This is a genomic window from Pseudomonas sp. FG86, from assembly GCF_057808775.1.
Map to the genome: position 1 here is coordinate 48,447 of NZ_JBMDIS010000015.1, position 14,168 is coordinate 62,614.

Consider the following 14,168-nt stretch of genomic DNA (forward strand, 5'->3'; position numbering starts at 1 on the left):
GAACCCCAGACAAAAAAATGCCCCGGCCTTTCGACCGGGGCATTTCCTTATCCAGCTACTACCTTAGTGAGAAACCGCCCCACTCGCCCCCAGGCCAGTCTGCGAACGCACAAACTGCGGGAAGTACAGCGCACGTTCCTTGACTGCCGCCGCCGACTTGTCGGTGATGGAGAAGAACCAGATACCGATGAACGCAATGATCATCGAGAACAACGCCGGATATTCGTACGGGAAGATCGCTTTCTCATGGTGCAGGATCGAGACCCAAATGGTTGGCCCCAGGATCATCAGGCCCACCGCGCTGACCAGGCCCAACCAACCGCCGATCATCGCGCCACGGGTGGTGAGATTCTTCCAGTACATGGAAAGCAGCAGCACCGGGAAGTTACAGCTGGCGGCGATGGAGAACGCCAGGCCGACCATGAACGCAATGTTCTGGCTTTCGAACAGGATACCCAGGCCGATAGCCAGCACCGCCAGGGCGATGGTGGTGATCTTCGAGACGCGGATCTCGTCCTTCTCGTTGACCCTGCCTTTCCTGATCACGCTGGCGTACAGGTCATGGGACACCGCCGAGGCACCCGCGAGGGTCAAGCCGGCTACCACTGCCAGGATGGTGGCAAACGCCACGGCCGAGATGAAGCCCAGGAAGATACTGCCGCCCACCGCATTGGCCAGGTGCACCGCCGCCATGTTGTTACCGCCCAGCAAGGCACCTGCCGCATCCTTGAACGCCGGGTTGGTACTGACCAGCAGGATCGCGCCGAAGCCGATGATGAAGGTCAGGATGTAGAAGTAGCCGATAAAGCCAGTGGCATACAGCACGCTCTTACGCGCTTCCTTGGCATCGCTCACCGTGAAGAAGCGCATCAGGATGTGCGGCAGGCCGGCAGTACCGAACATCAGCGCCAGGCCCAGGGACAATGCCGAGATCGGGTCTTTCACCAAACCGCCGGGGCTCATGATCGCCTCACCTTTAGGGTGAACCTTGATCGCCTCGGAAAACAGCATGTTGAAGTCGAAGTTGACGTGCTTCATCACCATCAGCGCCATGAACGAGGCACCGGACAACAGCAGCACGGCCTTGATGATCTGCACCCAGGTGGTTGCCAGCATGCCGCCGAACAGCACGTACATGCACATCAGGATACCCACCAGGATCACCGCCACATGGTAATCCAGGCCGAACAGCAGTTGGATCAGCTTGCCCGCGCCAACCATCTGCGCAATCAGGTAGAACGCAACCACCACCAGCGAGCCACATGCCGACAGGCTGCGGATCTGGGTTTGCCCGAGGCGGTAGGACGCCACGTCGGCAAACGTGTATTTGCCCAGGTTACGCAGGCGCTCGGCGATCAGGAACAAAATGATCGGCCAGCCCACCAGGAAGCCGATCGAGTAGATCAGGCCATCGTAGCCGGAGGTGTAGACCAGTGCGGAAATCCCCAGGAAGGACGCGGCCGACATATAGTCGCCGGCAATCGCCAGGCCGTTCTGGAAACCGGTGATCTTGCCGCCGGCCGCGTAGTAGTCGGCCGCCGACTTGTTGCGCTTGGATGCCCAATAGGTAATGCACAATGTCGCGCCGACAAAGGCCACGAACATCAGGATCGCTGGAATATTCAGCGGTTGTTTGTGCACTTCACCGGTCAATGCATCCGCCGCCCAGACAGCGGGCGCGAAGACCGAAGCGCCGAATACAGCCAATAGACGACGGATCATTGCGCAGCCTCCTTGAGAATCGCATTGTTCAGGTCGTCGAATTCGCCGTTGGCGCGTCGCACGTAGATGCCGGTGAGCACAAAGGCCGAGACAATCAGCCCGACACCGATGGGGATTCCCCAGGTGATGGATGAACCGGGGCTGAGTTTAGCGCCCAGTATTTGCGGCCCGTAGGCGATCAACAGGATGAATCCGGAGTAAAGCCCTAGCATGATCGCCGAGAGAATCCAGGCGAACCTTTCCCTTTTTCTCACCAGCTCCTTGAAGCGCGGGCTGTTTTGAATCGAGAGGTAAATGCTGTCGTTCATTGTTTTTATCCTCGCAGCACAGCTTTTTTATTATTGGAACGTATCCACTGTATGCGGCTGCCGTAGAGGTTCCAGACGACCTTAGTCTTAGATCGAGTGTAGCGAGGGATCGGGAGAATGCAGGAGGATTTGCAGGGGATGAAATTAATGTGGGAGGGGGCTTGCCCCGATGACAGTGTGTCAGCCAGCACATCGATAGCTGACAGATTGCCATCGGGGGCAAGCCCTCCCACAAGGGTATATCAGGGTCTGTTACTTACCGATCCACTCGGCTACACGCTCAGGGTGCTTTGCAACCCAATCCTTGGCCGCTGCATCAGGCTTGGCGCCCTCTTGAATGGCCAGCATGACTTCGCCGATTTCGTCCTTGGAGGCCCACTGGAATTTCTTCAGGAAGGCCGCGACTTCCGGCGCTTTCTTCTCCAGGCCCTTGCTGCCGATGCTGTTGACGGTTTCAGCAGCACCATAAATCCCTTTTGGATCGTCCAGGAAACGCAGTTTCCACTTGGCGAACATCCAGTGTGGCACCCAACCGGTGACCGCGATGGATTCCTGCTTGTCTTCGGCACGGGTCAGTTCGGCGATCATTGCGGCGCCGGAGCTGGCTTGCAGCTTGTAGTCCAGGCCATAAGCCTTGATGGCTTCGTCGGTCTTGAGCATCACGCCTGAACCGGCGTCAATCCCAACGATTTTGTTCTTGAAGGTGGTATCGGTCTTGAGGTCTTCGATGGACTTGGCCTTGACGTACTCCGGCACGATCAGGCCGATCTTCGCATCCTTGAAGTTGGGGCCGTAGTCGACCACTTTGTCCTTGTTCTTGGCCCAGTACTCACCGTGCGTCACGGGCAGCCAGGCGGAGAGCATGGCGTCGAGCTTGCCGGTGGCCACACCCTGCCACATGATCCCGGTGGCGACCGCTTGCAGTTTCACGTCATAACCGAGCTTTTCCTTGATCACCTCTGCCGCCACATGGGTGGTGGCAACGCTGTCGGACCAGCCGTCCACGTAGCCGATGCTCAGGGTCTTGCTGTCGGCGCTGGCCAGTGTGGAGCCCATCGCAACTACCAGAGTGGCAGCTGCGCCCAAGAGTCGTCGCATCTTCATAGTACTTCCCCGAAAGTGCTGCGCCCGACGGATGCCGAGCGACGTCAACCTGTTGTTATGTGGTGCACCGCGCCCCCTTCACGCGCATCGATTCGGCTGTTGCGACATCAGTGGAGTGCTGACACTTCGATCATCAACCTGCGCCAATCTTCGACCTGCTCTGTCCGCGACCTCAGGTAAGCAAGAAACGACATCACATCGCCAGCAAGTCATTTTGTAGGACATAGCGCCACAATCCCGCCCGAACTTTGCATGTCAAAATTATGCTGCTGCACTGGGACGGGCTAAATCCGGGTAAGATGCGCGCCTTTGCTCCCCCAGATAAGCCGACCATGCCCGCCAATGCCCGCTTCCCTGCCCTGCCCTATTGCTTCGCCCTGATCCTTGCCGTGCTTGCCCTTGTCGGCTACTGGTATGGCCTCGGCCGGCCGGTGGTCCTGCCGGACGTCGCCAGCGCCAGCCACAAGCTGCAATGTGCGTCCTACACGCCATTCGACAAGGACCAATCGCCGTTCGACCAGCCGTTCACGCTGCGCCCCGAGCGCATGGACGCCGACCTGGCCCTGCTCGCCACCCGCTTCGAATGCATCCGCACCTATTCCATGACCGGCCTGGAAGCCTTGCCGGACCTGGCGCGCAAGCATGGGTTGAAGTTGATGATCGGCGCCTGGGTCAACAGCAACCCCGTCGACACCGAGAAAGAAGTCGACGCCCTGATCGCCTCGGCCAATGCCAACGCCGACGTGGTGACCTCGGTGATCGTCGGCAACGAAACCCTGCTGCGCAAGGAAGTCACCGCCGCGCAGTTGGTGAAGCTGATCCATAAAGTCAAAAGCCAGATCAAGCAGCCGGTCACCTACGCCGATGTCTGGGAGTTCTGGCTGCAACACCCGGAAATCGCCCCGGCGGTGGATTTCCTGACCATTCACCTGCTGCCGTACTGGGAAGATGACCCGTCGGGCATCGACCAGGCGCTCAAGCATGTAGGGGATGTGCGCCAGACCTTCGGCAATAAGTTCGCCCCCAAGGACGTGATGATCGGCGAGACCGGCTGGCCGAGCGAGGGTCGCCAGCGCGAAACCGCCGTGCCGAGCCGAGTCAATGAAGCCAAGTTCATGCGTGGTTTTGTCGCCATGGCTGAGGCCAACGGCTGGCGCTACAACCTGATCGAAGCCTTCGACCAACCGTGGAAGCGCGCCAGCGAAGGCGCCGTAGGCGGTTACTGGGGCCTGTTCGATGCGGATCGCCAGGACAAGGGCATCCTTGCTGGCCCGGTGACCAATGTGCCGTACTGGCCACTATGGCTGGGCATGGGCGGGCTTATCCTGCTGGGTACCCTGGTGCTCGGTGGCCGCGTCCGCAGCACCTGCGCTGCCTGGTTGTTGCCGCTGCTGGGGGGCGTCGCGGCCTGTTCTATCGGCACCTGGGCCGAACTCACCCGCGTGACCGCACGCTTTAATGATGAGTGGGTATGGGCCGGCTTGCTGGTGGCGCTGAACCTGCTGGTGCTGGCCCATGCCGCCCTGGCCCTGAGTACTCGCCATGGTTGGCGCGCGCGCGCCTTCGACTGGCTGGAGCAGCGCGCCGGTTGGCTGGTGGCGATGGCCGGGTTCGCGGGCGCGGTAATGATGCTGGCGCTGGTGTTCGACCCCCGTTATCGCAGCTTCCCAAGTGCCGCGCTGGTACTGCCCGCCTTGGTCTATCTGGTTCGCCCGGTGACCGGGCCGCGCCGGGAAATTGCCCTGCTGACCTTTATCATCGGTGCCGGCATTGCGCCGCAACTGTACCGCGAAGGGCTGTTCAACCAGCAGGCATGGGCTTGGGCGCTGGTCAGCGTGTTGATGGTTGTGACCTTGTGGCGGTGCTTGCGGATGCGCAAGGCTTAAGACCGCTATCGGGGGCCAGCCCCCTCCCACATGAGAACGCATTCCAAAGGTGGGAGGGGGCTTGCCCCCGATTGGCCCTATCAGGCGCCCCGCGGCTGCCTGACCAACCGCAACCCGGCAATCACTACCGCAAACACCGCAAACGTGGTGTTGTACAACGCCAGGGCCGGGAACCCGAACACCAGGCCCAACACGGCCAAGCCCCACCCCGCACGACCCGGCACGAAAAACGCCAGCACCGAGGTCACCAACGCAGCCCAGCCCATCACTTTGAAGTGAATCATCAAGCCCAGGTTCGACCGCACCTGGCATTCCCAGCGGCTGGCCTCATCGGCACAGATGCCAACCCACTGGCCATCCTCCATGAAGCCGTAACGTGCGGCATAACTGGCAGCCAGCCATAACGGCAGGGCGATAAGCAGCAGGATCAACGGCAAGCGGCGGGACATGGAGCACTCCGAAAGGCAAAAACGGCGCTCAGCTTAATGCGCCAGCGGCCGTTAGCAAGATACATACACACAATTAGTGTTCACCAATACGTGGCAAAGTGTATCGTCTGCCGACTATTACCCCGATTCCGACGTTTTTTTCCGACTTTTCGTGCCGAAGGCTGGCACTTCGGTGGCAACGCGGTGGTCATAGCCTGCGAACTTCATTCAGCACGTTTCCTCTTAGGGATTAAGTCATGCTCCGTTCCTTGCGCTGTGCTGCCTTGCTGGGCAGCCTATTTTTGAGTGCGTCAGCACTGGCCGTCGACATTGACCAAGCCAGCTATGGCTTCCCTTTGACGAACCCGTTCGAAGCGACCATCGCCACCACCCCGCCTGACCTTCGGCCCAAACTGCCGACCGACGACGAGATCAACCAGTCCGACTACACCCTGAACATGCGCCCCGAGCGCGAATTCAGCCTGCCCGACAATTTCTGGGCAGTGAAGAAACTGACCTACCGCATCGCCAAGCAGGATCGCGCCGCGCCGCTGATCTTCCTGATCGCCGGCACCGGCGCGCGCTTTGACAGCAGCATCAACGAGTACCTGAAAAAGCTGTATTACCAGGCCGGCTACCACGTGGTGCAATTGTCTTCGCCGACCAGCTTCGACTTCATCGCCTCGGCTTCGCGCTTCGCCACCCCTGGCATCAGCCAGGAAGATGCCGAAGATATGTACCGCGTGATGCAGGCCGTGCGCGCACAGAACGCCTCGCTGCCGGTGACCGACTTCTACCTTACCGGCTACAGCCTTGGCGCCCTGGACGCGGCGTTTGTCAGCAAGCTCGACGAGACCCGTCGCAGCTTCAACTTCAAGAAAGTGCTGCTGCTTAACCCACCGGTCAACCTGTATACCTCGGTCACCAACCTCGACAAGCTGGTACAGACCGAGGTCAAGGGCATCAACAACACCACCACTTTCTATGAGCTGGTGCTGAATAAACTGACCCGCTACTTCCAGCAAAAGGGCTACATCGACCTCAACGATGCCCTGCTCTACGACTTCCAGAACTCCAAGCAGCACCTGACCAACGAACAGATGGCCATGCTGATCGGCACCTCGTTTCGCTTCTCGGCGGCCGACATCGCCTTCACCTCGGACCTGATCAACCGCCGCGGCCTGATCATCCCGCCGAAGTACCCGATCACCGAAGGCACCAGCCTCACGCCGTTCCTCAAGCGTGCGCTGCAATGCGACTTCGACTGCTACCTCACCGAGCAGGTAATCCCGATGTGGCGCGCCCGCTCCGATGGCGGCAGTCTGTTGCAACTGGTTGACCAGGTCAGCCTGTACGCCCTCAAGGACTACTTGCACGACAGCCCGAAAATCGCCGTCATGCACAATGCCGACGACGTGATCCTGGGCCCCGGCGACCTCGGTTTCCTACGTAAAACCTTCGGCGATCGCTTGACCGTCTACCCACTGGGCGGCCACTGCGGCAACCTCAATTACCGCGTCAACGCCGACGCCATGCTGGAGTTCTTCCGTGGCTAAATATCTTCTTCTGCTCGCCGCTTTAATGTGCGCAGGCGTGGCCAATGCCGACAACAGCAAGGCCCACACACCCACCGTAGTAGATTCCGACGGTTTCAAGGAACCGCTGACCAAACTCAAGTTCAACCCGGGCCTGGACCAGCGCGAGTTCGAGCGTTCGTCGCTCACCGCACTCAACGTGTATGACCCGCTGGAGTCGTGGAACCGCCGCGTTTACCACTTCAACTACCGCTTCGACCAATGGGTGTTCCTGCCGGTGGTCGACGGTTACCGCTACGTCACGCCAAGCTTCCTGCGGACCGGCGTGAGCAACTTCTTCAACAACCTGGGCGACGTCCCCAATCTGTTGAACAGCCTGTTGCAGCTCAAGGGCCATCGCTCCCTGGAAACCACCGGGCGCCTGTTGCTCAACACCACCATCGGCATCGCCGGCCTGTGGGACCCGGCTACCGCCATGGGCCTGCCGCGCCAGAGCGAAGACTTCGGCCAGACCCTGGGCTTCTACGGCGTCCCCGGCGGCGCCTACCTGGTGCTGCCGATCTTCGGCCCGTCGAACCTGCGCGACACCACCGGCCTGATCGTCGACTACGGTGCCGAAACCGAGATCAACTTCCTGAACGTCTCCGAAGTCAGCTCCAACCACCCGGAAATCTGGGCCCTGCGTGCCGTCGACAAGCGCTACCAGACCAGCTTCCGCTACGGTCAGATGAACTCGCCGTTCGAGTACGAGAAGGTGCGCTACATCTATACCGAATCACGCAAGTTGCAGATTGCCGAGTAAATAACGCCGACAAAAAAGGCCATTCGATTGAATGGCCTTTTTTTGTGTCGGCGATTTATGCCTTGAGCGCTTTCCAGATCTTGCCCACCACGCTGACCAGCGCCAATACGAGCGCCCCAGCGATAACCCCCGCCACCGCATTCAGTAACGTCGGCATCAACCACGCCAATCCACCGGTGCTCTGGCTCACGCCCTCGATCCAGTGATGCACCACCGGCACGCCATGGGTCAGGATGCCGCCGCCGACCAGGAACATCGCCGCCGTCCCTATCACCGACAAGCTCTTCATCATGTACGGCGCCGCCCGCAGGATCCCGCCGCCGATACTGCGCGCCATCTGGCCGGGCTTCTGGGTGAGCCACAGGCCCAAGTCATCCAGCTTGACGATACCGGCCACCAACCCATAGACGCCGATGGTCATGACAATGGCAATGCCCGACAGCACGATCACCTGTTGCATCAAGGGCGCATCGGCCACGGTGCCGAGGGTGATGGCGATGATTTCCGCCGAGAGGATAAAGTCGGTGCGGATCGCCCCTTTGATCTTGTCCTTTTCAAAGGCCACCAGATCGGTTGCCGGGTCGGCCACGGCTTCGACCAATTGCGTGTGTTCGGCCTGGTCTTCAGCTTTGCTGTGCAGGAATTTATGCGCGAGTTTCTCAAAGCCTTCGAAACACAGGTAGGCGCCGCCGAGCATCAACAACGGCGTCACCGCCCAGGGCGCGAAAGCACTGATCAACAGCGCAGTGGGCACCAGGATCAACTTGTTGATGAAGGAACCCTTGGCAACGGCCCACACCACTGGGATTTCCCGTTCGGCACGTACGCCGGAAACCTGCTGGGCGTTAAGCGCCAGGTCGTCCCCCAGCACGCCGGAGGTCTTCTTTGCGGCCATTTTTGTCATCAGGGCAACGTCATCGAGTACCGCGGCGATGTCATCGATCAATACCAACAAGCTGCTTCCTGCCATGAATCAGACTTCCGTAAGGGGGGAGGACGCGAGCATAACGCGGTACAGCGCTTTACGGGCACCTTGTTGAGGCCCGCGGATGGCCGGTGCTACCATGCCCGACCGCCTGTCCTGGCAAGGAAACATCCCGTGCTCAGTTTCATAGATACGTTTCTCTTTTGGCGAGTGGCTGTTGTCGTCAGGCAAGGAGCCGCGACGACTCATAGCTCGCTAGGGGAAGGAGCGGCGACGCAGAATGGCGGCAACAGACGCCGTCAAAAAAAAACAGTATCTGTGAGACTGAGCACTTTATGAGCACCATTCGCGAGCGCAACAAAGAAAAGATCCTGCGGGCGGCCAGCGAGGAGTTTGCCGACAAGGGCTTCGCCGCGACCAAGACCAGCGACATCGCCGCCAAGGCCGGGTTGCCCAAGCCCAACGTCTATTACTACTTCAAGTCCAAGGACAACCTCTACCGCGAGGTGCTCGAGAGCATTATCGAGCCGATCCTGGCGGCTTCCACGCCGTTCAACCCCGAGGGTGAGCCTTCGGTGGTGCTCAGCAACTACATCCGCTCGAAAATCCGTATCTCCCGCGACCTGCCGTTCGCCTCCAAGGTGTTCGCCAGCGAAATCATGCATGGCGCCCCGCACCTGAGCACCGAGCAGGTTGAACAGCTCAACGCCCAGGCCAAGCACAATATCGACTGCATCCAGAGCTGGGTGGATCGCGGGTTGATTGCACCGATCAATCCAAATCACCTGATGTTCAGCATCTGGGCGGCGACGCAGACGTATGCGGATTTTGACTGGCAGATCTCGGCGGTGACCGGCAAAGCCAAGCTGGATGAGGCCGATTATGAAGCCGCGGCGCAGACGATTATTCGGTTGGTGCTCAAGGGGTGTGAGCCGGACTGATACACCGGGGGGCCTGGGCCAATCGGGGGCAAGCCCCCTCCCACAATTTTGACCATGTTCGCAGTTCAAAATGTGGGAGGGGCTTGCCCCCGATGAGGCCCTGACAGTCACCCAATCCTCAAGCTGACACCCCCGCATCCGCCATCAACCCCACCCCCTCGATCGCCGTGATCGCACACTGCTCGTCAATATCCGACGTATCCCCACTGATCCCGATCGCCCCCAACACCAACCCCGCCTGATCGCGAATCAACACCCCGCCCGGTGCCGGCACCACGCTGCCCTGCCCCAAGCTGTTCAACGCCGCGATAAACGCCGGGCGCTGCTGCGCATCCAGCGCCAGCAGGCGTGAGCCTTTGCCCAAGGCGATCGCCCCCCAGGCCTTGCCGATGGCGATTTGCGGGCGCAGCAGGCTGGCGCCGTCTTCCCGTTGCAGGGTGATCAAGTGGCCGCCGCTGTCCAGTACCGCGATGGTCAGCGGCGCGGCTGAAATCGTACGGCCAGCGGTAAGGGCCTGGCTGGCCAGTTGGGTGGCAATTTTCAAGGTTAAAGCGCTCATGGTGCCGTCCTTATCTTGTTATGGGTAACGCCGTGGAGGTCTGTTTGATCAGATGCTCGATCAAACAAATAGAACACAATTATTTTATTTATTGTATACAATATTTCTTAACAAACCCTCCATCCGTCGAAAAACTGCCTTCCGACGAACGCAAAGGACCGCACATAAAATGCATTGACCTATGTCGCTCGCCGTGAATACACTTTGGACAAACACCACTTGTATACAATTACAAAACGCAAGAGGCACCAAAACAATGAGCAAAATGAGAGCAATCGAAGCCGCCGTTTTAGTGATGCGCCGTGAAGGCGTGGACACCGCCTTCGGTATCCCAGGCGCCGCGATCAACCCACTGTATTCGGCCTTGCAGAAAGTGGGTGGCATCGATCACGTCCTTGCTCGCCACGTTGAAGGCGCCTCGCACATGGCCGAGGGCTACACCCGCACCAAGGCCGGCAATATCGGCGTGTGCATCGGCACTTCGGGCCCGGCGGGCACCGATATGGTCACCGGCCTCTACAGCGCCTCGGCCGACTCGATCCCGATCCTGTGCATCACCGGCCAGGCGCCACGGGCACGCATGCACAAGGAAGACTTCCAGGCCGTGGACATCACCAGCATCGTCAAGCCGGTGACCAAATGGGCAACCACCGTCCTGGAACCCGGCCAGGTGCCCTACGCGTTCCAGAAAGCCTTCTACGAAATGCGCTCCGGCCGCCCCGGTCCGGTGCTGATCGACCTGCCGTTCGACGTGCAGATGGCCGAGATCGAATTCGATATCGACGCCTACCAGCCACTGCCCCTGGCCAAACCCCTGGCCACACGCATCCAGGTCGAGAAAGCCCTGGCACTGCTGGACCAGGCCGAACGCCCGCTGCTGGTAAGCGGTGGCGGCGTGATCAACGCCGACGCCAGCGAGCTGCTGGTGGAGTTCGCCGAGCTGACCGGCATTCCAGTGATCCCGACCCTGATGGGCTGGGGCACCATCCCGGACGATCACCCGCTGATGGTGGGCATGGTCGGCCTGCAAACCTCCCACCGTTACGGCAACGCCACGCTGCTCAAGTCAGATGTGGTGCTGGGCATCGGCAACCGCTGGGCCAACCGCCACACGGGCTCGGTGGAGGTGTACACCCAGGGGCGTAAATTCATTCACGTCGACATCGAGCCGACGCAGATCGGCCGCGTCTTCACCCCCGACCTGGGTATTGTTTCCGACGCGGGCGCCGCGCTGACGATGTTTATCGAAGTGGCCCGCGAGTGGAAAGCCGCAGGCTTACTCAAGGACCGCAGCGCCTGGCTGCATGATTGCCAGCAGCGCAAAGCCACCCTGCACCGCAAGACCCACTTCGACAACGTGCCGGTCAAGCCGCAACGGGTGTACGAAGAGATGAACCAGGTGTTCGGCAAAGACACCTGCTACGTCAGCACCATCGGCCTGTCGCAGATTGCCGGCGCGCAATTCCTGCACGTCTACAAGCCACGCCATTGGATCAACTGCGGCCAGGCTGGCCCATTGGGCTGGACCATCCCGGCAGCGCTGGGCGTGGTCAAGGCCGACCCGAGCCGCAAAGTGGTGGCGCTGTCCGGCGACTATGACTTCCAGTTCATGATCGAAGAGCTGGCCGTGGGCGCGCAGTTCAAGCTGCCGTACATCCACGTGGTGGTGAACAACTCCTACCTGGGGCTGATCCGCCAGGCCCAGCGTGGCTTTGAAATGGACTACTGCGTGCAGCTGTCCTTCGACAACCTCAACGCCCCGGAACTCAACGGCTATGGCGTGGACCACGTCGCGGTTGCCGAAGGCCTGGGGTGCAAGGCCCTGCGCGTGTTCGAGCCGAGCCAGATTGCGCCGGCGTTGCGCAAGGCCGAAACGATGATCGAAGAATTCAAGGTCCCGGTGATCGTTGAGATTATTCTGGAGCGCGTGACCAATATTTCCATGGGCACCGAGATCAACGCCGTCAATGAATTCGAAGACCTGGCCTTGGTCGGCAATGATGCGCCGACCGCCATTTCCCTGCTCGATTAAGGAGAACCCTATGCCGCGCTTCGCCGCCAACCTGTCCATGCTGTTTACCGAACAGGACTTTCTTGCTCGCTTCAAAGCCGCTGCCGAGGCAGGCTTCAGTGGGGTGGAATACCTGTTCCCCTACGAGTTCAGCTCAGCCGACATCAAGGCACAGTTGGATGCCCATGGCCTGACCCAAGTGCTGTTCAACCTGCCGGCCGGTGACTGGGCCAAGGGCGAACGCGGCCTGGCCTGCCACCCGGATCGGGTCGAGGAATTCCGCGCGGGGGTCAACTTGGCCATCGCCTATGCCCAGGTGCTGGGTAATACGCAGGTCAACTGCCTGGCGGGTATCCGGCCCCAGGGCGTTGATGATGCAACCCTGGAAAAAACCTTTGTCGCCAACCTCAAGTACGCCGCCGACAAACTGCAAGCAGTGGGCATCAAGCTGGTGATGGAGGCGATCAATACCCGTGATATTCCAGGCTTCTACCTGAATAACACCGCCCAGGCCCTGTCGATCCGCGAGCAGGTGGGCAGTGCCAACCTGTTCCTGCAATACGACATCTATCACATGCAAATCATGGAAGGTGATCTGGCCCGCACCATGGCCGCGCACCTGGGTGAGATCAACCATATCCAGCTGGCGGATAACCCGGGGCGTAATGAGCCGGGGACTGGGGAGATCAACTATCGCTTCCTGTTCGAACATCTGGATCGGATTGGGTACCAGGGTTGGGTGGGCTGTGAGTACAAGCCGTTGACCACCACCGAAGCGGGTTTGGGTTGGCTCAAAACCCATAACGCCATCTGACAGGCACCACCCAAAACCAAAATGTGGGAGGGGGCTTGCCCCCGATGGCGGCGAGTCAGTCAACACCATTTCGTCTAACACACCGCTATCGGGAGCAAGCCCCCTCCCACCTTGAATCTGCGGTGTCTGGCGGACCGCGCTAATAAAAAGAGGATTTCATCATGGCTAAAATCGGATTTATCGGCACCGGCATCATGGGCCAACCCATGGCTGCCAACCTGCAAAAAGCCGGTCACCAACTGTTCCTGTCCGAGCATCACGGCAAGGCGCCAGAAGCACTGATCGCAGCCGGTGCCGTGGCCCTGGCCAACCCGCAGCAAGTTGCCCAGGAAGCCGAGTTCATCATCGTCATGGTGCCCGACACCCCGCAGGTCGATGACGTGCTGTTCCGCGCCGACGGCGTGGCTGCCGGGTTGTCGCCGAACAAGGTGGTGATCGACATGAGCTCGATCTCGCCCACTGCGACCAAAGCGTTCGCCGCCAAGATCAACGAGACCGGCGCACAGTACCTGGATGCCCCGGTGTCCGGCGGTGAAGTCGGCGCCAAGGCCGGCACCTTGAGCATCATGGTCGGCGGCGAACCGCAGACCTTTGAGCGTGCCCTGCCGCTGTTCCAGGCCATGGGCAAGAACATCACCCTGGTCGGTGGCAACGGCGATGGCCAGACCGCCAAGGTGGCCAACCAGATCATCGTCGCGCTGAATATCCAGGCGGTGGCCGAAGCGCTGCTGTTCGCGGCCAAAAACGGCGCCGACCCGGCCAAGGTACGTGAAGCGCTGATGGGTGGCTTTGCCTCGTCGAAGATCCTCGAAGTGCACGGCGAACGCATGATCAAGGGCACCTTCGATCCGGGCTTTCGCATCAACCTGCATCAGAAGGACCTGAACCTGGCGCTGGCCGGGGCCAAGGAACTGGGGATCAACCTGCCGAACACCGCCGGCACCCAACAGGTATTCAGCACCTGCACGGCGATTGGCGGCGGTAACTGGGATCATTCGGCGTTGATCAAGGGGTTGGAGCATATGGCGAATTTCTCGATTCGCGATAAATAACCCTGCTTTGAAATGCATTCAATGTGGGAGGGGGCTTGCCCCCGATAGCGGTGTATCAGCCGACAACGCTGTTGAGTGACA

General features: G+C 60.1%; 13 protein-coding genes. 7 read left to right on the forward strand and 6 right to left on the reverse strand.

The window, feature by feature from the left end:
- Positions 1-63 precede the first annotated feature (63 nt).
- The 3 genes from ACODSV_RS12625 to ACODSV_RS12635 all read right to left on the reverse strand — a co-directional run bounded on the left by ACODSV_RS12625 (position 64) and on the right by ACODSV_RS12635 (position 3,134).
- Positions 64-1,722 (reverse strand): cation acetate symporter, encoded by a 1,659-nt coding sequence (locus ACODSV_RS12625; protein WP_024074298.1) that lies wholly within the window; start codon positions 1,720-1,722, stop codon positions 64-66.
- Positions 1,719-2,030 (reverse strand): DUF485 domain-containing protein, encoded by a 312-nt coding sequence (locus tag ACODSV_RS12630; RefSeq protein WP_024074297.1) that lies wholly within the window; start codon positions 2,028-2,030, stop codon positions 1,719-1,721. The genes ACODSV_RS12625 and ACODSV_RS12630 overlap by 4 nt, the downstream gene beginning before the upstream one ends.
- A 252-nt stretch (positions 2,031-2,282) precedes the next feature.
- Positions 2,283-3,134: a glycine betaine ABC transporter substrate-binding protein gene (locus tag ACODSV_RS12635; protein WP_024074296.1), complete on the reverse strand. Its 852-nt coding sequence runs from the start codon at positions 3,132-3,134 to the stop codon at positions 2,283-2,285.
- Positions 3,135-3,466: 332 nt separating this feature from the next.
- On the opposite strand from ACODSV_RS12635, the gene ACODSV_RS12640 reads away from it, so the two are divergent.
- A complete protein-coding gene (locus ACODSV_RS12640) occupies positions 3,467-5,020 on the forward strand; it encodes a glycoside hydrolase family 17 protein (protein ID WP_150056256.1) in 1,554 nt (517 codons plus the stop codon).
- A gap of 80 nt (positions 5,021-5,100) precedes the next feature.
- Here ACODSV_RS12640 and ACODSV_RS12645 read toward each other — a convergent pair whose 3' ends face one another.
- Positions 5,101-5,469, reverse strand: coding sequence for a hypothetical protein (locus ACODSV_RS12645; protein ID WP_024074294.1), 369 nt, complete (start codon positions 5,467-5,469; stop codon positions 5,101-5,103).
- Between the two features lie 236 nt (positions 5,470-5,705).
- On the opposite strand from ACODSV_RS12645, the gene ACODSV_RS12650 reads away from it, so the two are divergent.
- On the forward strand, positions 5,706-7,004 hold the full coding sequence (locus ACODSV_RS12650) for a serine protein kinase PrkA (protein ID WP_024074293.1): 1,299 nt from the start codon (positions 5,706-5,708) through the stop codon (positions 7,002-7,004).
- Positions 6,997-7,785, forward strand: coding sequence for an MlaA family lipoprotein (locus ACODSV_RS12655; RefSeq protein ID WP_024074292.1), 789 nt, complete (start codon positions 6,997-6,999; stop codon positions 7,783-7,785). Before ACODSV_RS12650 ends, ACODSV_RS12655 begins: the two co-directional genes overlap by 8 nt.
- Positions 7,786-7,840: 55 nt before the next feature.
- Here the strand turns inward: ACODSV_RS12655 and ACODSV_RS12660 are convergent, their stop codons facing one another.
- Positions 7,841-8,755, reverse strand: a complete 915-nt coding sequence (locus tag ACODSV_RS12660; RefSeq protein ID WP_150056002.1) for a DUF808 domain-containing protein — start codon at positions 8,753-8,755, stop codon at positions 7,841-7,843.
- A 290-nt stretch (positions 8,756-9,045) separates the two neighbouring features.
- On the opposite strand from ACODSV_RS12660, the gene ACODSV_RS12665 reads away from it, so the two are divergent.
- Entirely contained in the window at positions 9,046-9,651 is a 606-nt protein-coding gene (locus tag ACODSV_RS12665; protein WP_150056003.1) for a TetR/AcrR family transcriptional regulator, read from the forward strand.
- A 118-nt stretch (positions 9,652-9,769) separates the two neighbouring features.
- Here the strand turns inward: ACODSV_RS12665 and ACODSV_RS12670 are convergent, their stop codons facing one another.
- On the reverse strand, positions 9,770-10,210 hold the full coding sequence (locus tag ACODSV_RS12670) for a GlcG/HbpS family heme-binding protein (protein ID WP_024074283.1): 441 nt from the start codon (positions 10,208-10,210) through the stop codon (positions 9,770-9,772).
- A gap of 256 nt (positions 10,211-10,466) precedes the next feature.
- On the opposite strand from ACODSV_RS12670, the gene gcl reads away from it, so the two are divergent.
- From gcl to ACODSV_RS12685, 3 genes are all read left to right on the forward strand, one after another.
- On the forward strand, positions 10,467-12,242 hold the full coding sequence (gene gcl / locus ACODSV_RS12675; protein ID WP_069075578.1) for a glyoxylate carboligase: 1,776 nt from the start codon (positions 10,467-10,469) through the stop codon (positions 12,240-12,242).
- Between the two features lie 10 nt (positions 12,243-12,252).
- Complete coding sequence (hyi, locus tag ACODSV_RS12680; RefSeq protein ID WP_150095574.1) at positions 12,253-13,035, forward strand: hydroxypyruvate isomerase; 783 nt, start codon at positions 12,253-12,255, stop codon at positions 13,033-13,035.
- Between the two features lie 161 nt (positions 13,036-13,196).
- Complete coding sequence (locus ACODSV_RS12685) at positions 13,197-14,087, forward strand: 2-hydroxy-3-oxopropionate reductase (protein ID WP_024074280.1); 891 nt, start codon at positions 13,197-13,199, stop codon at positions 14,085-14,087.
- Positions 14,088-14,168 lie beyond the last annotated feature (81 nt).